A 19548-nucleotide genomic window follows, 5' to 3' on the forward strand; every position below is an offset into this window, starting at 1 on the left:
ATGCCCACACGTGTTCACGAGTTTGACTGGCCAGACCGGGTGGTCGTCGGCACCATCGGCGTTCCGGGGGCGCGGACGTTTTACCTCCAGGTGAACGCCGGGTCGCAGACGGTGAGCATCGCCCTCGAGAAGCAGCAGTCGGCCCAGCTGGCGGAGAAGATCGACGAGATCCTCGACCAGCTCTTCACCGTCGACGGCAATCCCTTCAGCGTGCCGACCAGCACACCGGTCGAACTGGTCGACAACGATCCGCTGGCACCCGTCCAGGAGCAGTTCCGCGCGGGTGCCATGACGCTGGGCTGGGACCCGACGACGGCCCAAATCATCATCGAGGCCTACCCGATCACCGACGTCGACGCCGATGAGGACGATGATTCGTTCGACGACGACGCGGACGACCGCGAGATGCTCCTGGTGCGCATGCCGGTGGGAACCGCGCGGGCCTTCGCCAAGCGCACCCGGGAGATCGTGGGAGCCGGGCGTCCGACCTGCCCGCTCTGCGGCTACCCGATGGACCCCGACGGTCACACCTGCACCCTTCCCGGCATGTGATTTCCCCTGGGAGGGCCAGGTTCTTCCGGCCCCTCGGGTCTTCAGTGGGTCAGGACGCGCCGCCCACGAAGGCCGTGCTGGGGAGGTCTTTCTCGCCGTCAACGATGGCGGTGACAATGCGGGCGGCCACCGCGTCCGGGTCCAGCGCCGCGCCGAATTTGGGTGCCTGCCCGGCGATCGGATGCTCGGACAGCGCGGTGCCGGTATGGCCCGGCCTCGCGTCCAGGATCCGGATCCCGGCGCGGCGGAACTCGCGGCCGGCGGCCACCGCGAAGGCTGCGAGCGCGGCCTTTGACGCCGAATAGGCCGCCAGCCCGGCGACGGGCGCCTCGGCGACAATCCCGCTCAGGGTGACCACGAACGGGTCCCGGCCCCCCTCGCCGACTCCGCCAGGTGCGGCTGGGCCCCGGCTATCAACTCGATGACACTGGTGGTGTTCACGGCGAAGAGTTCGTCCACCGTTGCCGGGTCCAGGTCCGCCGCTGCGCCGAAGGCGACAACACCCGACGCCACCACCATCCCGTCCAGCCGGCCGTGCTGGGCCATCACGCCCTCAAGCACTTCCCTGACCGCGGCGGGCGCGCGCAGATCCTGTCCGCCGGAGCGCGAGGACCGGACCACGGCGGCTCCGCCGTCCTCCAGCCGGGCGGCGATGCGCGACCCGAGCCCTCCCGTGGCACCCAGCACCAGAACAACTGCACCCTCAAGCGTCGTCATGGCTCGATCCTAATGCCCCGAGTGGAAAGGGTAGCCAGTTCCCCGCCGCTACCAAGCGGGCCCGCTACGCGGTCCTGCCGCGTTTGGATGCACGGACGATCAAGGCCACTACCCCCGCCGCGACCGCGGCTCCCGCGACGGCCAGCAGAATCGTGTTCCTCGATGCCGGAGCGGACGTGTTTGCCGGGGCTTCCAGGCCGCGCCTCGCGACTTCGGGCACGTTCCAGTCTGAAGCTGAGGGGAAGATTCCCGGCGGCAGCTTCTCCCTACGGAGCTCGCGGCGCGTCTCGAGACGCTCCCGGACCTGTTCATTCGGCGCGGCGACGACGTCGTCCGCGGCCAGGGCCGTGGGGAAGTCGATGATGTACGGCTCACCGTAGTAGGCCGACGATGCCACGGACTCCAGCCACGTAAAGGGCGGTTCGTCCACGCCGTGGTCGGCGAAAGCGGCCCGCAGCCGCTTGATGATCTCGTCGTGGCTCCTGCCCTTGGAGTCCTTACTGACCTCGAAGATCGCCAGCTGGAGCTGCAGCTTCGCCTCGGCGTCCGGGTCGTTCGCCGCCGGGTCTTGGCCGGTCGGGTCCTCGACCGGCAGTTTGGCGTTCACGTCGGCGGACTTGCTCTGGTCAGGATTCATGGGGTTCCTTTCGTCGTGCCTGTCATCGCGGACTACGCAGCCACAGTGCGGCCTAGGCGCCATTATCCTCGACGTTACCGAGAGCGACCTGAGCAGCATCCCGATACCCATGGAGGCAGGAAGGGAAACCCGAATAGGAGGCATTCACAGGGAACGGCGCTTGAAGGGGTCAGGCCGCCAACAGAAGCTCCGTAAGCGACATCTCAAGGTTGCGCTGCGCCGCGTCGAGATAACTCTGAGCGCTGGATCAAAGACCGAGCCCGGCAAACGTACCGGGGCACTCTTTACCAGGCGGGCGGTTCATCAGCAGCTCACCAATCGCTCCCGGGATCATTCGCATGCCCCGAGTTCCCTGACAAATCGCCTGAGCTGTCCGCCCTGCTCCGTGAGGCGTATCCCCCATGACTCACTTCGTGTGCCCCCCCTCTAACGTCGGTCCGTTGCTTCTGAACTCTTGTCAGCCGATCAGGTAAGCACATCCGCGCCCGTCCGAGGCGGCCGTGCTGGCGAAGACTTTCGCTCTATCAAGGAAAGCGTTGACGTAGGCCGCCTCGGACTCCAGCGTGTGGCCGGGCGAGCAGGACCCGCCCAGAGCGACGTTGATGGCGTGGCCGTCGATCGCCTCAAGGTCTCTGGCGATCAATGCGACTTCGTGCGGCGGAAGCGCGCGCACCCAAGGGTGCCAGGTAAGACCATCGCCGGCGTGTGTCACATGTCCTTCGAACATCCGGTAGGAAGCTCGGGCCGCAGCACCTGGCGAGGGCGGACCAGTGAGCCGCTGCAAATACGGCCATGCTTTGTCGAGGTAGAGGAGGTCACGCTCCGGCAGGGATTGCCGGAGGTCTGTATAGCCCTGAATGAAGCCACGCTCAAGGCCGAACGCATCCGCGAGCGGGTCGGGGCCGATCACGGTCCGTGGATCAGCAAGTGCTTGCGCCGCCTGATCACTGTCAAATGCGTAGGCGTAGTACCGGATTCCCATGGAACCAATCCTGCACGGACAGCAGGCTGCGCCCATCAGGGTTCTACCGTATGTGGATGACTCGGGGATCCGGATCGACAGCGGTTAGACCTCCACGTCCGGCCTGCCTTCGCATGAGGCCAAGGTCCTTCCCTACCGTCCCAGCGAGCGGCTAATTTGCCTGAGGGCGGCATCATAGGCCGCTTCCCACGTCCAGCCAGCCGCCGGCGCCCCGGCAAGTTCCAGTGACACCATCCCATGCACTTGGCCCCACACCGCGCCCACCATCGAGGCGATCTCATCCCCCGGGGCTCCGGGCAGCGCAGCCTCGACTGCGGCGAACAGCGGCTCCATCGCCGGTTCAGCGGCTCCGGGTGTCGGCCGGCAAGGCACCTGGCTGGTCAGCGCCCCCCCGAACATCAGGCCGTAGAGGACAGGATGCTCCAAGGCCCAGGCCCGATAGGCCAGCCCTAATGCTTCGACGCCGCCGTCGGCCGCGTCCCTCTGGGAGGCAGCGAAGGACGCGAAGCCGTCGTCGAGTACGGCACTCAGCAGTTCCGCTTTACCCCCGAAGAGTGAATACACCGCCGTCGTCGATGTCCCCGCGGCAGCGGCCAGACCGCGCAGCGATACGCCCGCGGCGCCGTCGCGGGCGATCAGGGAGGCGGCGGCGTCGAGCAGCCTCCGCCGCAGGTTGTCGTCATGAACTACGGGTCTTGCCATGGGACCAGTATTCCATAACACTGTTCTGTAACACTGTTATGGAAAGGAATGAGACATGGCGGATCACGTTCACACGGGGCGATTCACGGCGGCTCCCGAAGGACCGGTGACAGTCTTCCTGATCGGGATGCGGGCGAACCGATGGTGGAAACTCGGGAAGGTGGCACAGGTGGCGGCGTCCATGCCCACGATGCTTGGCTACCTGGCCAGGACGCCGGAGGCCGGGCTGCTGGGCTACCAGCAATGGTTCGGCCGGACCACCATCATGGTCACCTACTGGAAGAGCCCCGAGCATCTGCAGCGGTTCGCGGCGGACCGATCCGCGCCGCACCTTGAGCCCTGGCGCCGGTTCATGCGGGAATCAGCCGGCACCGGCGACGTCGGAATCTGGCATGAGACCTACGAGACGATCCCGGGTGGCAGGGAAAGCATGTACAGCGACATGCCGGTCTTCGGGCTGGCAGCAGCGACCGGCCACGCCCCGGTCGGGGCAGGACTCAACACCGCTCGCCAGCGTCTGGACGCAGACAGGGCGGGGCATCATCCGTCCCAATGAGACGTCCAAGCCGATGCCGGCAGGCGGCTTCATTTTCGTTCGGAAGCCCAAAAAAGCGGATGGCCGCCGGGAACAGGTGTTCCCGGCGGTCATGCCTTTGCGGTCCTTGGCGGATTAGACGTTGAAGCGGAACTCCACCACGTCGCCGTCGGCCATGACGTATTCCTTGCCTTCGATCCGGACTTTGCCGCGGGACTTGGCCTCGGCCATGGAGCCGGCGTCGATCAGGTCGTCGAAGGAGACCACCTCGGCCTTGATGAAGCCGCGCTGGAAGTCCGAGTGGATGACGCCGGCGGCCTGCGGGGCGGTGTCGCCCTGGTGGATGGTCCACGCGCGGGTCTCCTTGGGACCGGCCGTGAGGTAGGTCTGCAGCCCCAGGGTGTGGAAGCCGACGCGGGCCAACTGGTCCAGGCCGGACTCGTCCTGGCCGTTCATTTCCAGCATCTCGCGGGCCTCTGCCTCGTCGAGTTCGACGAGGTCGGACTCGAGCTTGGCGTCGAGGAAGATGCAATCGGCGGGAGCCACCAGGGCGCGCAGTTCATCCTGCTTCTCGGGGCTGCCGAGGATGCCCTCGTCGGCGTTGAAGACGTAGATGAAGGGCTTGGCCGTCAGCAGGCCCAGCTCCTTCAGGTGTTCCATTTCCAGCTTGTCGCTCTTGATCGAGGAGAAGATGGTGTCGCCGCGCTCCAGGACCGTCTGGGCCGCCTTGACGGCTGCCAGCTCGGCAGCCTCGCGCTTCTTGATCTTGACTTCTTTTTCGATCCGCGGGATGGCCTTCTCGATGGTCTGCAGGTCAGCGAGGATCAGCTCGGTGTTGATCGTTTCCATGTCCGCGCGGGGATCGACCTTGCCGTCGACGTGGATGACATCGGGGTCGTCGAACACGCGCACCACCTGGGCGATGGCCTCGGCCTCACGGATGTTGGCGAGGAACTGGTTGCCCAGGCCTTCGCCCTCGGACGCGCCCTTGACGATGCCGGCGATGTCAACGAAGGACACTGCGGCCGGCAGGATGCGCTGGGAACCGAAAATTTCGGCCAGCTTCTCCAGCCGCGGGTCCGGCAGGTTCACGACGCCGACATTGGGCTCGATGGTGGCGAACGGGTAGTTCGCCGCGAGCACCTGGTTGCGGGTCAGTGCGTTGAAAAGAGTTGATTTGCCGACGTTGGGCAGTCCGACGATGCCAATAGTAAGAGCCACGAGGATTGATTCTACCGGTAAACGGCTCCCCGGCGTCGCTGGCTAAAACTGTCAGAGGTGCGTGCCAGAGTGAAGGCATGGACGCTTTCGCACTCATTCTCGCCCTCCTGATGCTGCTCATCGGGGCCGCCGCCGGCGGCGGTTTCACCTTCGTCGTACTCCGCCGCCGCGCGATTGGCCTCGAGCAGGACTTCGACGGGCTGTCCGTCCGGCTTTCCGAGACCACGGCCCAGCTTGCAGCGGCCGACGCCGAACGCCGGCTCCTCGCCGCGCAGAACCGCGAGCTGGGTGACGCGCGAGCGCAGGACGGCAGTGTGCTGCGCGCCCTGGCGCCCGTGGCCGAGAAGCTTTCCGCCGTGCAGCAGCAGGTCTCTCTGCTGGAGCGGGACCGTCTTGAGCAGTACGGCCAGCTGGCCCAGCAGCTGCAGGAAGCCAGGCTCTCGGATGAGCAGCTGCTGCGCTCCACCCACGCCCTGGAATCCGCCCTGCGGTCGAACAGTGCGCGCGGCCAGTGGGGCGAGGTGCAGCTGCGCCGCGTCGTCGAGGCGGCCGGCATGCTGCGGCACGTGGACTTCCATGAGCAGGTCCACAGCAGCGGCTCGGACACCGCCGTCCGGCCGGACCTCGTGGTCCAGCTCCCCGGCGCGAAGCAACTCGTGGTGGACGCCAAGGTCCCGCTGACCGCCTACCTTGAGGCCCAGGAACTCGGCGCCTCCGGCAAGGCCGGCCACGCCACCGGGACCGCGGGGCAGGGCCCGTTGCTGGCGGCGCACGCCAAGGCGCTGAAGGCCCATGTGGATGCGCTGAGCGGCAAGAAGTACTGGGACATCCCCGGCAACGCCCCGGAACTGGTGATCTGCTTCCTGCCGGCCGAATCCATCCTGGCTGCCGCCCTGACGGCGGACCCTGCCCTGCTGGACTACGCCCTGTCCCGCAACGTGGTGCTGGCCTCCCCCGGTACGCTGCTGGCCGTCCTGAAGTCCGTGGCCTTCACCTGGCGGCAGGACGTGCTGACCGACAGCGCGCGGGAGCTGTTCGAACTGGCCCAGCAGCTTTACGAGCGGATGGGCACCTTGGGCGAGAACGTCTCCAAGCTCGGTTCCTCACTCAAGACGTCCGTGGACCGGTACAACTCGATGGTGGGCACCCTTGAGGCCCGGGTGCTGCCGACGGCCCGCAAACTCAATGCCATGGACACCGCCGGGCTCACCGCACCGGTCACCGTTGAGGTGACACCGCGCTCCGTGGCCGCGCCGGAGCTCCAGTACGAGGCCCCCGCCGTGGCCGCAGCCGGACCGGCCGAAGCGGGCGAGTCCGCCGCCTAGGAACCCGGATAAGAGCTAGGAACCGGCCGCGGGGCGTGACCCGCGGCCGCCCAGGGCGCGGGAGACATCGCCGGCCTGCTTGAGCGTAGCCCGTAGTTCCTTGGGCAACGAGAACAGCAGGTCTTCCTCCGCGGTAACGACTTCCTCCACGGTGCCGTAGCCGTAGTCGGCCAGAAGCCGGAGCACTTCCTGGACCAGGACTTCGGGCACGGAGGCGCCGGAGGTGACGCCGACGGTGGCGACGCCCTCGAACCAGGACTCGTCGACCTCGTTGGCGAAGTCCACCCGGTAGGAGGCTTTCGCACCGTACTCCAGGGCCACCTCCACCAGGCGGACGGAGTTGGAGGAGTTGGCCGAGCCGACAACGATCACGAGATCCGCCTGCGGCGAGATCTTCTTGATCGCCACCTGCCGGTTGGTGGTGGCGTAGCAGATGTCGTCGCTGGGCGGATCCTGCAGGGTCGGGAAGCGTTCCTTCAGCAGCCGGACCGTCTCCATGGTCTCGTCGACGCTGAGTGTGGTCTGCGAGAGCCAGATGACCTTCTCCGGGTCCCGGACAGTGACCTTGTCCACTTCGTGCGGGCCGTTGATGATCTGAATGTGTTCGGGGGCCTCGCCGGCGGTGCCCTCGACCTCCTCGTGGCCGTCGTGGCCGATCAGCAGGATGTCGAAGTCGTCCTTGGCGAAGCGCACGGCCTCGCGGTGGACCTTGGTCACCAGCGGGCAGGTCGCATCGATGGTGCGGAGGCCGCGGTCCTCGGCGGACTGCACCACGGAGGGAGCCACGCCGTGCGCGGAAAAGATCACCAGGGCGCCCTCGGGGACCTCGTCGGTTTCGTCGACGAAGATGGCCCCCTTCTCCTCCAGCGAGCTGACCACGTGGACGTTGTGGACGATCTGCTTCCGCACGTAGACCGGCGGTCCGTAGTGCTCGAGCGCCTTTTCCACGGCGATCACGGCGCGGTCAACGCCGGCGCAGTAACCGCGCGGGGCCGCCAGCAGCACGCGCTTGGGCCCGGAAACGGGGGCCGCGGCCAGGATTTCCTCCGGCGAACGCCGCCGGCGCGGAACGGAGGGCATCGGAATGGAAACAGCGGTGGACGTCATGCCCCCATGCTACCGGTGTTCGCTACGGCCGGGCCGTGGGCCGCCTGCGCGGGGCGACGACGCGGAGCACGATGCCGGCCACCAGCAGCGCACCGCCGGCTACCAGGGCGGCGATGATCCACTGCCCGAAGTTCGCCGTGGCGGCGTCTACGAATTCGCGCTTAAAGATGCCCGCGACGTCGTTGCCGCCCGAGGTCGCCAGGACAGCCTTCCCGGCCAGGTCCGAGCCGAACTTCCACACCGCGGCCAGCACGAGCGCGCCCAGGCCCATGCCGGCCAGAACGGTCCACTTGCGGCGGGCAGCGACAAAAGCCAGGAGGAAGGCGATGCCAGCCCCCACGGCCACGGGCGTTCCCATCGGCGCATAGGCGGACACGCGTTCGATCATCTGGCGCTGGCTGGATTGCCCGATGTTGATCCGGACCGTGTCGGGGGCCTTCAGCGTCAGGGGCAGCGGGGAAGCCTCGGTGATCCGTTTCACCACCAGACCGACCAACGGTGCGACGTCGAGGGTCAGGGAGGTGGCGCCGTCGGTTTCCGGGGGCAGCGTCGACGGGTCCGCAAAGCTCAGCCGGTGACTGCGGCGGAGAGTCTCCGCCCAGGCATCCGCGTAGCCCGGAGCGGTGGTGAGGGACTTCGCCGCGTCGGTCAGGATCGGTTTGATCAGGTTGGCGAGCGCGTCCGGGAGCTGCTGCTGGCCGGTGCCGATGCCGTTCACCGCCGCCGTCGCCAGGCCCTGTTGGAAGGCGGGATCCTTGCCCAGCGGAGCGGTGAGGGCAACAAACCCGTCCTCCTGGACGATGTTGCGGTCCACCCAGAGGGCGGGGACGGCGACCGCGGATAAGGCCAGGCCGATCAGTACGGCGATGGCCGAGACAAAAGTGCGCACGAAAGTCTCCTGGTGGGTTGGGAGTGAAGCCATCCTACGGGTGAGCCCGGGCGGACGGTAAAACCACCGCGCGCCCCGCCACCAGGAGGCCTGCCGTTAGAAAGTCGGACGCCGCTGGTATTGCTATGGATAGAGTTGAAGCCGGCCCCGCCGCCGGAATCGTTCCGCGACCACCACCGAAGGACCCGCAACCATGCACCTGGCACCCCGCGTCGACAGCCGCCGGCATGTCTGAGGAGACCGCCGAGGCCTCTACGCTGCCGGCCACTGCCGCCGGCACCAGCCCGGACAATCCGTGGCCGCTGCAGCTGCTCTCCCAGAAGCTGAAGGGGTACATCGACCGGGCACCGTCGGCGTGGGTGGAGGGACAGGTCATCGAACTGAACCGCCGCGGCTCCAACGCCTACCTGACCCTCCGGGACATCGACGCGGAGATCTCCCTGCCGGCGTCGGTCTGGAGCAGCGTCCTGGACCGGCAGGCGACCCCGTTGGAGCGCGGTTCACGCGTCGTGGCCCTGATCAAGGCCGAGTTCTGGCTGAAGACCGGCCGGCTGAACATGTCGGTCAAGGACATCCGCCCGGTGGGGCTCGGTGACCTGCTGGCCCGCATCGAACGGCTCCGCCAGGCGCTGGCCGCCGAGGGGCTCTTTGCCGATTCCCGCAAGAAACGGCTGCCGCTCCTGCCCCACCGGATCGGGCTGATCACCGGCCGGGACTCGGACGCCAAGAAGGATGTGCTCCGCAATGCGGCGTTGCGCTGGCCCGCCGTCGAGTTCGAAGTCCGTGAGGTCGCCGTCCAGGGCAACACCGCCGTCGCGCAGGTCCTCGGCGCGCTCCGCGAGCTCGACGCCCATCCGAGGGTGGACGTCATTGTCATCGCCCGCGGCGGCGGCTCCCTCGAGGATCTCCTGCCGTTCAGCAGCGAGGAGCTCATCCGCGCCGTCTCCGCGGCTTCCACTCCGGTGGTCAGCGCGATCGGCCACGAGGCGGACCGGCCCATCCTCGACGACGTCGCCGACCTGCGCGCTTCCACCCCCACCGACGCGGCCAAGCGGATCGTGCCCGACGTGGCGGAGGAACTCGCCCGGGTCCGGCAGGCCCGCGACCACCTGCGGCGCGGCGTCGGCCGGCTGGTCGACCGCGAAACGGACCGGCTGGCATCGCTGCGGTCCCGGCCCGTCCTCTCCGCCCCGGAGGGGATGATCACCACCCGCCACGACGACGTCGAGCGGCTCAAGAACCGCTCGCACTCAGCGATCACCACGGCGGTGGTTCGCGCCGCGGACCAGCTGGTGCACCTCAAGGCGCAAATCCGGGCCCTGTCCCCGCAGAAGACCCTGGACCGCGGCTATGCCGTGGTCCAGCTGGACGACGGCATCGTCGAACCCGGGGCCCGGCACGAGGTCATCCGCTTCCCCGATGAGGCCCCGGACGGCACAGCCCTGGCAATCCGGGTGGCCGGCGGAAAATTCACCGCCCGGTCCACCGGCGGTGCCGAACCCACCGACGACTAACCCAACAGACCACCAGGAGAACCACCATGGCAGCGGACAGCGCGGCAACGCCCACCACCCATACGGACCTCGACGCCCTCAGCTACGAGGAAGCCCGCGAACAGCTCGTCGCGGTCGTCGGCAAGCTGGAGGCCGGCGGCGTCAGCCTCGAAGACTCACTCGCCCTGTGGGAACGCGGCGAGGCACTGGCGAAGCGCTGCGAGCAGTGGCTGGAGGGTGCCCGGAAGCGCCTGGCCGCCGCAAAGGAGCAGGCGGCCGACGAGGGCTAGGAGCGCCGGACCAGCTCCCGCTCCATGTCCAGGTCGATCTCCGGGGCGGGCCACTGCAGGGCCAGGGACTCCAGCGCGTCCAGCAGGAGCTGCTGCACGGCGATCCGGGCGTACCACTTCTTGTTCGCCGGCACCACGTGCCAGGGCGCGTGCTCGGTGCTGGTCCGCTCAAAGGCAGCCTGGTAGGCGTCCATGTAGTCGTCCCAGAAGGCCCGCTCCTTGAGGTCGTTGCCGCTGTACTTCCAGTGCTTGGCCGGATCGTCCAGGCGGGCGAGCAGGCGCTGCTGCTGCTCGTCCCGGCTGATGTGCAGCATCACCTTGACGATCTTGGTGCCTGCCGCGGCCTGCCGGGCCTCAAATTCGTTGATGGCCCGGTAGCGGCGGTCCAGTTCCTCGGCGTCGGCCCACCGGTGCACGCGGTGGATCAGGACGTCCTCGTAGTGGGAACGGTCGAAGACGCCGACCATCCCTGCCGCCGGCACCTCCTTCTCGATCCGCCACAGAAAATCGTAGGACTGCTCCTCGGGCGTCGGTGCCTTGAAAGATTTCAACTGCACGCCCTGCGGGTTCATCTGGCCCATGACGTGGTTGACGATCCCGCCTTTGCCGGCGGTGTCCATCGCCTGCAGGACCAGCAGGACCCGCTTCTTGCCACCGGCGCGTGACTCCGCGAAGAGCTGCTCCTGGAGCCGGGTCAGCTTGCCGTCCAGTTCGCCGAGCAGGGACTCGCCCGCGGCCTTGTCGCCGCTGTACCCGGGGGTGGCGCCGGGGTCCACATCGCCCAGAATGAACTTCTTGCCCGCCCTCAGCAACTCGGCGGGATGTTTCTCAAAGTTCACGGCGTCTGCCATTACAGCCTCATTCCGGTCCGGGCAGCCGGCCGCCGCGACGGGTGTCCGGCGGCGCTGCTGACCCGAATCCTAGTTGCCCTTGTAGCGGCTGAGGAAGTCCGCCATGCGGTTGATGGCTTCCTCCAGGTCCTTGACGTTGGGCAGAGTGACCATGCGGAAGTGGTCCGGGCGCACCCAGTTGAAGGCCCGGCCGTGGGAGACCAGGATCTTCTGCTGCCGGAGCAGGTCCAGCACAAACTTCTCGTCGTCCCGGATGTGGTAAACCTCGGGGTCCAGTTTGGGGAACAGGTACATGGCACCGCGGGCCTGCTGGGTGCTCACGCCGGGAATGGCGTTGAGCATGTCGTAGGCCTTATTACGCTGTTCCAGCAACCGGCCGCCGGGCAGGATGAGATCGTTGATGCTCTGGTACCCGCCGAGGGCGGTCTGGATAGCGTGCTGGGCCGGGACGTTGGCGCAGAGCCGCATGTTCGCCAGCAGGTTGATGCCCTCGAGGTAGTCCGCGGCGTTCTTCTTCGGCCCGGAGATGGCCATCCAGCCGGCCCGGAAACCGCAGACCCGGTAGGCCTTGGACAGTCCGCTGAAGGTCAGGCAGAGCACGTCATCCCCGGTGAGGCTCGCCATGTTCACGTGGACGGCGTCTTCGTAGAGGATCTTCTCGTAGATCTCGTCGGCGAAGAGCACCAGGCCGTGCTTCTCGGCCAGGGCCACGATCTTCTTCAGCGTCTCCTCGGGGTAGACGGCGCCCGTGGGGTTGTTGGGGTTGATCACCACGATGCCCTTGGTGCGCGGGCTGGTCTTGGCTTCCAGGTCCTCCAGGTCCGGCTGCCAGCCGGACTCCTCGTCGCAGAGATAGTGGACGGGCTTGCCGCCGGCGAGGGCGACGGAGGCGGTCCACAGCGGGTAGTCCGGCGTCGGGATCAGCACCTCGTCGCCGTCGTCGAGCAGGGCCATCAGGGACATGGTGATCAGTTCGCTGACACCGTTGCCGAGGTAGATGTCGTCCACGTGGATGTTCTGGATGCCACGGGTCTGGTAGTACTGCGAGACGGCGGTGCGGGCGGAGAAGATGCCGCGGGAATCGCTGTAGCCCTGGGCGTGCGGCAGATGGCGGATCATGTCCACCAGGATCGCGTCCGGCGCTTCGAAACCAAACGGGGCCGGGTTTCCGATGTTCAGTTTGAGGATGCGGTGACCCTCTGCCTCCATCTGCTGGGCGGCCTGAAGAATCGGTCCACGGATGTCGTAGAGGACATTATGAAGCTTGGTGGACTGCTGGATTTCTGCCATCCATCAAATATGCCATAAGGGTGATGGACTTCCCCTGAGACTTGCCTCACAGCCCGTCACGGCCATACGGACCAACGGCAGCGGCCGCCGGGCCCCGTCATCCGGGTCCCGGGCGGCCGCCGTCGTCAGGGTGTGGCGCCGTCTACTTGACGATGCCCTTGTCCTTCAGCCACGCCGCAGCGGCGTCCTTCGGGTTCTGCTTCTGGCTGCCGCTGACCGCCCGGTTGAGGTTGATCAGATCGTCGGTGGTGAGCTGCTTGGAGACGGCGTTCAGCGCTTCCTTGGCCTTGTCCGTCATCTTCGCCTTGTTGTACAGCGGCAGGACCTGCTGGGCGATGAAGTTGTTCTTCGGGTCCTCCAGCACCACCAGGTCGTTGTCCGCGATGGCGGGGGTGGTGGTGTAGATGTCGGCTACCTGGACCTGGTCGGAGAGCAGGGCCTTGACCGTCAGGGGGCCGCCGCCGTCGCTGAACGGTTCCAGCTTCTTGGGTTCGCAGTTGTAGTTCTTCTTCAGGCCCGGGAGGCCGTAGGCGCGCTCGGCGAACGTCGCGGGGGCGCCGACGACGATCTCGTTGCAGACCTTGGCCAGGTCCTCGATGGACTTCAGCTTGTACTTCTCCGCGGTGGCCTTCGTGACCACCATGGCGTCCTTGTCCTCGGCCTTGGACGCGTCCAGCACGGCCAGGCCGTCGGGCAGCTTGCCGGGCAGCGCCTTGGCGATGTCGTCCGCGGAGACCTCGGTGGCTTCCTTGTTTACGTACAGCAGGAGGTTGCCGGTGTAGTCCGGGACCACGTCCACGGAGCCGTCCTGGACGGCCTTGAAGTACACCTCGCGGGAGCCGATGTTCGGCTTGGTGGTGGCGGTGACGCCGGCCGCGTTCAGGGCACCGGCGTACAGTTCGGCGATGATCTGGCTCTCGGTGAAGTCGGCCGAGCCGATCACCAGGGATCCGCCGGCGCCACCGGTGGAACCGCCGCTGGCGGGCGCGGAGGACAGCGGGTTGGACGAGCCGCCGCAGGCGGACAGCGCCAGGGCCAGGCCGACACCGGTGGCCAGGGCGCCGAATGCGCGCCTGCCGAGGGCTCGTTGGCGGTTTTCCTTCATGATGTACCTCCTTGAAGAACAGGCTCCGCGGTCGCGGGGTCTGTGAGATCAACCGTGGCCTGCTGGCCGCGGTTTGGTGTGCGGGCGGCGCCCCGGACGAGGAAGAGCCGCTGGAACAGGGCCAGGACGAGGTCGACGGCGATCGCCAGGACGGCGATCAGCAGCGAGCCGCCGAGCATTTGGGGGAAGTCGGAAAGCACCAGCCCGTCGAAGAGGTAGCGCCCCAGGCCGCCTAGGTTGATGTAAGCGACCACCGAAACGGTGGCGATGACCTGGAGCACGCCGGTGCGGAACCCGCCGAACATGACGGGCAGTGCGTTGGGGAACTCGGCCCGGAACAGCACCTGGAGTTCGGTCATGCCCATCGCGCGGGCGGCGTCCACCACATTCCGGTCCACGCTGGAGATGCCGGCATAGGTGCCGGCCAGCAGGGGCGGGACGGTCAGGATCACGAGGGCCCAGACCGGGGGCATCAGCCCGATTCCCGCGAGCAGGACAAAGAGCGTCAGCAGGCCCAGGGTGGGCAGGGCCCGCAGCGCGCCGGCGAGGGCGACGACGGCCACCCGGCCGCGTCCGGTGTGGCCGACGTACAGGCCCACGGGCACGGCGATGGCCACGGCGATCAGCATGACCAGGCCGGTGTATTGCAGGTGCTCGGCCAGGCGCACGGGAATCCCGGTGCTGCCGGACCAGTGGTCCGGGTCTGCCAGCCACGCGAAAGTATCGGAGAAGACGTTGCTCATGCGCTGGCCTCCACGGTGGCCGCGCTGCCGCGGGCGGCCCCCCTGGGGCCGGCAGGCTTCGCCCCGGCGGCGCGGGCCCAGGGGGTCAGGAGGCGTTCGAGCAGCACCAGGAGGGCGTCCATGACGAGCGCGAGGATGAGGATGGCGATGATGCCCACCATCACCTCGGTGACAAAGTCGCGCTGCAGTCCGGCGGTGAACAGCATGCCGAGGTTGCCGATGCCCAGCAGCGCCGCGACGCTGACCAGTGAGATGTTGCTGACCGAGACCACCCGAAGGCCGGCGAACATGACGGGCAGGGACAGAGGCAGGTCGATCTGCAGGAAACGGGCCAGCGGCTTGAAGCCCATGGCGACGGCGGCCTGTTGCAGGTCATCGTCCACCGAATCGAAGGCGTCGAGGGCGGCACGGACCAGGAGCGCCACCGCGTAGATGGTCAGCGCGACGATCACGTTGAGCGGGTCCAGGATCCGGGTGCCGATCACGGTGGGCAGGATGATGAACAGCGCGAGGGAGGGAATGGTGTAGAGCAGGGACGAGGCCGTGAGGACCACGGCCCGGAGGGTGCTGCTGCGTCGCGCAAGCTGGGCCAGCGGGATCGCGATGAGCAGGCCCAGGACCATCGGCACCACCGCGAGCACAAGGTGCTGGCCCGCGAGGGTGAAGACGGTTCCGCTGTTGGCCAGGAACCATTCCATCAGAGTCGTCCCTGCCTGGCCCGCCGGTCCGCGTCGATGACGGCGAGCACCTCGTCGGCCTTGAGAATCCCGGCGACACGGCCGTCGTCGTCGACGGCGACGCCCAGACCCGAGGGCGAGGACAGCGCCGCGTCCAGGGCGCGGCGGAGGGTCTCGCCCTTGCGGAAGAGGGAGCCGCCGGGGACAGTGGCCGCTCCTGCCCCGGGACCGCTCCAGCCCAGGGGACGGCCCTCGTCGTCGACCACCAGCTGCCAGTCTCCGGCCTCGCTGCCGGCGCCGAGCTCGTGGAGCCGGACGGTCTGCGCCGCGTGGATGCGGACGCCGTCGGAGGGGCTGAAGGCCAGGTGCCGGAAGCCGCGGTCCCGGCCCACGAAGGCCGCCACGAACTCGTTGGCGGGAGCGCGCAGGATTTCCTCCGGCGCGGCGTACTGGGCCAGCTTTCCACCAGTAGCGAAGACGGCAACCTTGTCACCCAGGACGGTGGCCTCGTCGATGTCGTGGGTGACGAACACGATGGTCTTGGCGAGGTCCCGCTGCAGGCGCAGGAGTTCCTTCTGTAGCTCGTCGCGGACCAGGGGGTCCACGGCGCTGAACGGCTCGTCCATGAGCAGCACGGGCGGGTCAGCGGCGAGCGCCCGGGCCACGCCGACGCGCTGCTGCTGGCCGCCGGAGAGCTGGGAGGGGTAGCGCTTCCCGAGGGCGGAGGCGAGCCCGACGACGTCGAGCAGCTCCTCGGCGCGCTTGCGGGACTCGGCCTTGGAGACGCCGTTGAGCCGCGGGACGGTGGCGATGTTGTCCAGGACCGTACGGTGCGGCATCAGTCCGGAAGACTGCATGACGTAGCCCATGGAGCGGCGCAGCTGGGGTGCGGGGACACTGGTGACGTCCCTGCCATCCACGGTCAGGGTGCCCGAGGTGGGCTCCACCATCCGGTTGATCATCCGCAGGGAGGTGGTCTTGCCGCAGCCGGACGGGCCGACGAAAACCGTGATCGCGCCCTTGTCGATGGACATGCTCAGATCGTCAACGGCCGCCTGGCCGCCCTGATACTTCTTCGTGACGCTCTGGAACTCGATCATGGCCTCTGCCATTACGGGCTTACCTAACTGTTGGCGGCAACATGGGACGGTCCAGCCAACTGATCATATGCATGCTTATTTTTTACTGTAAAGCGAGTAGGAGCCCAGCGTAACGGGCGCCGCAGACAGGTTGATCAAACGAGTCGAAAAAGTGATCAAACCGTCCCACGGCGCCCGCGTCCCCGCGGCGGCGGCGGACCGCCTCCGCGGGGGCGGCGGACCGCCTCCGCGGGGCGAGCGAAACTCTCCCCGCGGAGTCTTCGGCACCGTTGCCCGGGCGGATGGGCGCACCTTTTCGTTAGCGGCCGCGCCGCCCGGCCTTGCCGCCGCTGCCGCCACCTCTGCTGCTGCCGGGTTCTCCGGAGCCGGCGGCCCGTTTGGCCCCGTACCCCTCTCCCAGGCGTTCCGCCGCCCGCTGGCCGCGGCTGGCCGCGGACACCTTCTGGTGCCATTCCCGCTGGTAGGCCCGCCGCGCGGCCGCGTCGTGCCGGCGGCCCAGGGCGGCGAGCTCGCGCTGCATCTTCTGGTAGCTGGCCCAGCGGCGGCCCTGCAGTGTGCCGTCGGCGAGTGCGGCCTGAACGGCGCAGCCCGGTTCGCGGTCGTGGGCGCAGTCGGCGAACCGGCAGCCGGCAAACAGCTCCTCGAGGTCGCCGAACACTTCGCCCATGCCGTCCTCGGCGTCGAACAGGCCGAACCCGCGCACCCCCGGGGTGTCCATCAGGACGGCGCCGCCGGGCAGTGGAACCAGCTCGCGGACGGTGGTGGTGTGGCGGCCCTTGCCGTCACCGGCCCGGACGGGTCCGGTGTCCTGGACATCGGACCCGGCGAGCGCGTTGATCAGCGTCGATTTCCCGGCTCCGGAGGGTCCCAGCAGCATGATGGTGCCTCCCGGGGGCAGGTGGGCGAGCAGTTCCTCCAGTCCGTCGCCCTGCTGCGCGGACGTGGTGACCACGGCGGCGCCGGCGGCCTGGTGGAGGACGGTGGCGACGACGTCATCCGCCACGCCCGCCAGGTCCGCCTTCGTGATGACCACCAGGGGTGTGGCGCCGGAATCCCAGGCGGCCACGAGGGTGCGCTCCAACCGGTTATGGGTGAGGGGCCAGTCCACCGGAACCACCACCCCTACGACGTCCATGTTGGCGCCAAGCACCTGGGCCTCCGAGGAAGCGTCGAAGGCCTGTTTGCGGATCAGTGCCGTCCGGCGGGGCAGGACGTCGATGATGGCGGTCTCCCCCACGCTGTCGGGGCCGAGCCACACCCAGTCGCCGGTGGCGGGCCAGCCGCCGTTGCGGGGATAGGGGAGGTGGAGCGGACCGTCGTGCGCGGCGACCACGACGCGGGTGCGGTCGACGCGCGCCACGCGGCCGGCGCCGGTTCCTCCGGACACGGGATGGTCAGCGAACATGTCCCGGACGGAATCGGTGAAACCGTAGGCTTCCGGGCCGCTGGGGACGTGGTGATGATGAGATGGTGCAGAGTGAGCGTTCAATGGGAACCCTTTGTGCTGGGCCCCGGGACATGTCGCCCGCTGCGGTCGGAATGGACCGGCGTATACCCGCCCGGCAGGAGATGCCGGAGGTCGGGTCAGGAAGCGCGGACGGCCGGGGCAGAACGTGTGCTGTGGCTGCTGGTGGTGCGCTGCGCGCGCAGATCCGTTGCAATCATCACGTTCACCTCCCCCGCAGTAGCTTTCGCGTTCCCCCGCTGCCGATCACGGCGCGGTGTCTTCAGGGTAGCCGCCCCCGCCGCCGCTGGCTAGGGACCGTTCGGGGAAAGCCTGCCGTCCACCGGCCGTTCCCGGTAGAGCCTCAACGCCACATCGACGAGCGAGACCCGGTTCAGCCCGGCGACCTCGGCCAGCGGGATCCACGCCGCGTGCGTGGTGCTGCCGCCGACCTCATGGCGCAACTCTCCCCCGGTGATCTCCGCTTCGTAGACGAGTCGGAGCGACTGGAAGTCCCGGTGGCCGCCGTCGAGCCGTGACTCGGCGGGCCAGTACCCGACGTCCACGCCCAGCAGGGCGCCGACGGCGGCGTCATAGCCGGTCTCCTCGAAGATTTCCCGCCGGCAGCCGTCCACGGGGTGTTCGGCCAGGTCCAGTCCCCCGCCGGGCAGCGTCCAGCCCTCGCGGCCGCCCTGCTTCCAATACGCGAGGAGGAGGCTGTCGTCGCGGATGACGACGCCGTAGGCGGCAGGGCGGGTGTCGAATGGCAGGGTCATCGTCCCAGCGTAACCGCGCACCGCCGGCCCTGCCGGATCCGGCGGCCGGGCCCTAGAGTTTGAGGGTGACCAACCTCGAAGTCCTGCCGCCCGAAGAAGTCTGCCCCGCCGCGCACAGCGTGGCTGGAACCGCCAGCGGTCCGTGCCTCCAGCTCTGGCCGGCCCGCGAGGTCCCGCTCGGCGGGGTCCGGGCCATGAACGTCTCCCGCACCCTCCCGCAGAGGGGCCTGCCGACCGTGGGCGCGTGGTGCTTCCTGGACAGCTTCGGCCCCGACCGCGTCGCCATGTCCGTGCTCCCGCACCCGCACACGGGGCTGCAGACCGTCACGTGGCCGCTGGCGGGAACCATCCGGCACCGCGACAGCGTGGGCAGCGACGTGATCGTCCGGCCCGGGGAACTCAACATCATGACGGCCGGACGGGGCGTCTCCCACTCCGAGTTCGCGGTGCTGCCCGGCGGCCCTGATGCCGAAATGCCGCTGCAGCGCGGCCTGCAGCTGTGGGTGGCGCTCCCGGACAGCGACCGGCACCGCGGCCCGGCGTTCGAACAGCACCGGGACCTGCCCGTGGTCCGCGGCCAGGGCTTCGCGGCGACCGTCATGGTGGGGAGCCTGGCCGGGACGACGTCGCCCGCCACCACCTTCACGCCGATCCTTGGGGCCGACATCAGCTGCGACGGACCGCTGGACCTGCCCCTGGACCCGGACTTCGAGCACGCCGTCCTGGTGCTCGACGGCAGCGTGGAACTCGACGGCCAGCAGGTGCCGCCCGGACCGCTGGGCTACCTCGGCACCGGCCGGGACCGGCTGCAACTGGTGGCCTCTCCCGGGACCCGGTTCGTGCTACTGGGCGGGGAACCGTTCGAGGAGGAACTGCTGATGTGGTGGAACTTCGTCGGCCGCAGCCACGAGGAGGTGGCACAGGCGAGGGAGGACTGGGAGGCGCAGGCCGGACTCACGGACGCCGACGCCGCGTCGGCCCGCTTCGGGCTGGTGCCCGGCCATGGACCCGACGCCGGCCCGGAAGCCGGGCGGATCCCCGCGCCGCCGCTGCCCGGGGTGCCGCTTCGTCCGCGCCGGCGGCACTGACCACGACGGCCGGTTGGCCCGGAC

The 19548-nt window shown here is 68.4% G+C and carries 22 protein-coding genes; 6 read left to right on the forward strand and 16 right to left on the reverse strand.

The window, feature by feature from the left end; translation table 11 throughout:
• The gene (locus tag AB0305_RS08370) at positions 1-552 is read left to right on the forward strand and encodes a DUF3090 domain-containing protein (protein WP_290255798.1); all 552 of its coding nucleotides are present in this window, start codon (positions 1-3) and stop codon (positions 550-552) included.
• A 49-nt stretch (positions 553-601) separates the two neighbouring features.
• Here AB0305_RS08370 and AB0305_RS08375 read toward each other — a convergent pair whose 3' ends face one another.
• The 5 genes from AB0305_RS08375 to AB0305_RS08395 all read right to left on the reverse strand — a co-directional run bounded on the left by AB0305_RS08375 (position 602) and on the right by AB0305_RS08395 (position 3590).
• Positions 602-910: an SDR family NAD(P)-dependent oxidoreductase gene (locus AB0305_RS08375; RefSeq protein WP_290255799.1), complete on the reverse strand. Its 309-nt coding sequence runs from the start codon at positions 908-910 to the stop codon at positions 602-604.
• Entirely contained in the window at positions 898-1269 is a 372-nt protein-coding gene (locus AB0305_RS08380) for an SDR family NAD(P)-dependent oxidoreductase (protein ID WP_364133105.1), read from the reverse strand. The genes AB0305_RS08375 and AB0305_RS08380 overlap by 13 nt, the downstream gene beginning before the upstream one ends.
• Positions 1270-1333: 64 nt before the next feature.
• Positions 1334-1906: a hypothetical protein gene (locus tag AB0305_RS08385; protein ID WP_364133108.1), complete on the reverse strand. Its 573-nt coding sequence runs from the start codon at positions 1904-1906 to the stop codon at positions 1334-1336.
• Between the two features lie 457 nt (positions 1907-2363).
• Positions 2364-2888 (reverse strand): hypothetical protein, encoded by a 525-nt coding sequence (locus AB0305_RS08390; RefSeq protein WP_364133111.1) that lies wholly within the window; start codon positions 2886-2888, stop codon positions 2364-2366.
• 132 nt (positions 2889-3020) lie between these two features.
• Positions 3021-3590, reverse strand: a complete 570-nt coding sequence (locus AB0305_RS08395; protein WP_364133113.1) for a TetR-like C-terminal domain-containing protein — start codon at positions 3588-3590, stop codon at positions 3021-3023.
• A gap of 55 nt (positions 3591-3645) precedes the next feature.
• Here AB0305_RS08395 and AB0305_RS08400 point away from each other — a divergent pair, with 55 nt between their 5' ends.
• Positions 3646-4146: a DUF4188 domain-containing protein gene (locus tag AB0305_RS08400; protein ID WP_364133116.1), complete on the forward strand. Its 501-nt coding sequence runs from the start codon at positions 3646-3648 to the stop codon at positions 4144-4146.
• 114 nt (positions 4147-4260) lie between these two features.
• On the opposite strand, the gene ychF is transcribed toward AB0305_RS08400, so the two are convergent.
• Complete coding sequence (ychF, locus tag AB0305_RS08405) at positions 4261-5346, reverse strand: redox-regulated ATPase YchF (RefSeq protein ID WP_364133119.1); 1086 nt, start codon at positions 5344-5346, stop codon at positions 4261-4263.
• Between the two features lie 77 nt (positions 5347-5423).
• On the opposite strand from ychF, the gene AB0305_RS08410 reads away from it, so the two are divergent.
• A complete protein-coding gene (locus tag AB0305_RS08410; RefSeq protein WP_364133122.1) occupies positions 5424-6671 on the forward strand; it encodes a DNA recombination protein RmuC in 1248 nt (415 codons plus the stop codon).
• 15 nt (positions 6672-6686) lie between these two features.
• Here AB0305_RS08410 and AB0305_RS08415 read toward each other — a convergent pair whose 3' ends face one another.
• The gene (locus AB0305_RS08415) at positions 6687-7778 is read right to left on the reverse strand and encodes a 4-hydroxy-3-methylbut-2-enyl diphosphate reductase (RefSeq protein WP_290255810.1); all 1092 of its coding nucleotides are present in this window, start codon (positions 7776-7778) and stop codon (positions 6687-6689) included.
• 22 nt (positions 7779-7800) lie between these two features.
• Positions 7801-8667, reverse strand: coding sequence for a hypothetical protein (locus tag AB0305_RS08420; protein WP_364133126.1), 867 nt, complete (start codon positions 8665-8667; stop codon positions 7801-7803).
• 227 nt (positions 8668-8894) lie between these two features.
• Here AB0305_RS08420 and xseA point away from each other — a divergent pair, with 227 nt between their 5' ends.
• Positions 8895-10181, forward strand: a complete 1287-nt coding sequence (gene xseA, locus AB0305_RS08425; RefSeq protein ID WP_364133129.1) for an exodeoxyribonuclease VII large subunit — start codon at positions 8895-8897, stop codon at positions 10179-10181.
• Between the two features lie 26 nt (positions 10182-10207).
• Positions 10208-10450, forward strand: a complete 243-nt coding sequence (locus tag AB0305_RS08430) for an exodeoxyribonuclease VII small subunit (protein ID WP_290255813.1) — start codon at positions 10208-10210, stop codon at positions 10448-10450.
• Here AB0305_RS08430 and AB0305_RS08435 read toward each other — a convergent pair.
• The 8 genes from AB0305_RS08435 to AB0305_RS08470 all read right to left on the reverse strand — a co-directional run bounded on the left by AB0305_RS08435 (position 10447) and on the right by AB0305_RS08470 (position 18436).
• Positions 10447-11301, reverse strand: a complete 855-nt coding sequence (locus AB0305_RS08435; protein ID WP_364133132.1) for a polyphosphate kinase 2 family protein — start codon at positions 11299-11301, stop codon at positions 10447-10449. The genes AB0305_RS08430 and AB0305_RS08435 overlap by 4 nt on opposite strands.
• Positions 11302-11370: 69 nt before the next feature.
• Positions 11371-12591, reverse strand: a complete 1221-nt coding sequence (locus tag AB0305_RS08440; protein ID WP_364133135.1) for a pyridoxal phosphate-dependent aminotransferase — start codon at positions 12589-12591, stop codon at positions 11371-11373.
• A gap of 142 nt (positions 12592-12733) precedes the next feature.
• Positions 12734-13696: an ABC transporter substrate-binding protein gene (locus AB0305_RS08445; RefSeq protein ID WP_290255816.1), complete on the reverse strand. Its 963-nt coding sequence runs from the start codon at positions 13694-13696 to the stop codon at positions 12734-12736.
• Positions 13693-14439, reverse strand: coding sequence for an ABC transporter permease (locus AB0305_RS08450; RefSeq protein ID WP_290255817.1), 747 nt, complete (start codon positions 14437-14439; stop codon positions 13693-13695). The genes AB0305_RS08445 and AB0305_RS08450 overlap by 4 nt, the downstream gene beginning before the upstream one ends.
• Positions 14436-15137: an ABC transporter permease gene (locus AB0305_RS08455; RefSeq protein ID WP_364133139.1), complete on the reverse strand. Its 702-nt coding sequence runs from the start codon at positions 15135-15137 to the stop codon at positions 14436-14438. Before AB0305_RS08455 ends, AB0305_RS08450 begins: the two co-directional genes overlap by 4 nt.
• Entirely contained in the window at positions 15137-16228 is a 1092-nt protein-coding gene (locus AB0305_RS08460) for an ABC transporter ATP-binding protein (protein WP_364133142.1), read from the reverse strand. The genes AB0305_RS08455 and AB0305_RS08460 overlap by 1 nt, the downstream gene beginning before the upstream one ends.
• Positions 16229-16514: 286 nt before the next feature.
• Positions 16515-17621, reverse strand: a complete 1107-nt coding sequence (gene rsgA, locus AB0305_RS08465; protein WP_364133145.1) for a ribosome small subunit-dependent GTPase A — start codon at positions 17619-17621, stop codon at positions 16515-16517.
• Positions 17622-17971: 350 nt separating this feature from the next.
• Positions 17972-18436 carry an NUDIX hydrolase gene (locus AB0305_RS08470; RefSeq protein ID WP_364133147.1) on the reverse strand — a complete coding sequence of 155 codons (465 nt, stop codon included), beginning with the start codon at positions 18434-18436 and terminating at the stop codon, positions 17972-17974.
• A 65-nt stretch (positions 18437-18501) separates the two neighbouring features.
• Between AB0305_RS08470 and AB0305_RS08475 the strand changes: the two genes are divergently transcribed.
• Complete coding sequence (locus AB0305_RS08475) at positions 18502-19524, forward strand: pirin family protein (RefSeq protein ID WP_364133149.1); 1023 nt, start codon at positions 18502-18504, stop codon at positions 19522-19524.
• The last annotated feature ends 24 nt before the right edge of the window (positions 19525-19548 follow it).

It is taken from the genome of Arthrobacter sp. NPDC080086, from assembly GCF_040702285.1.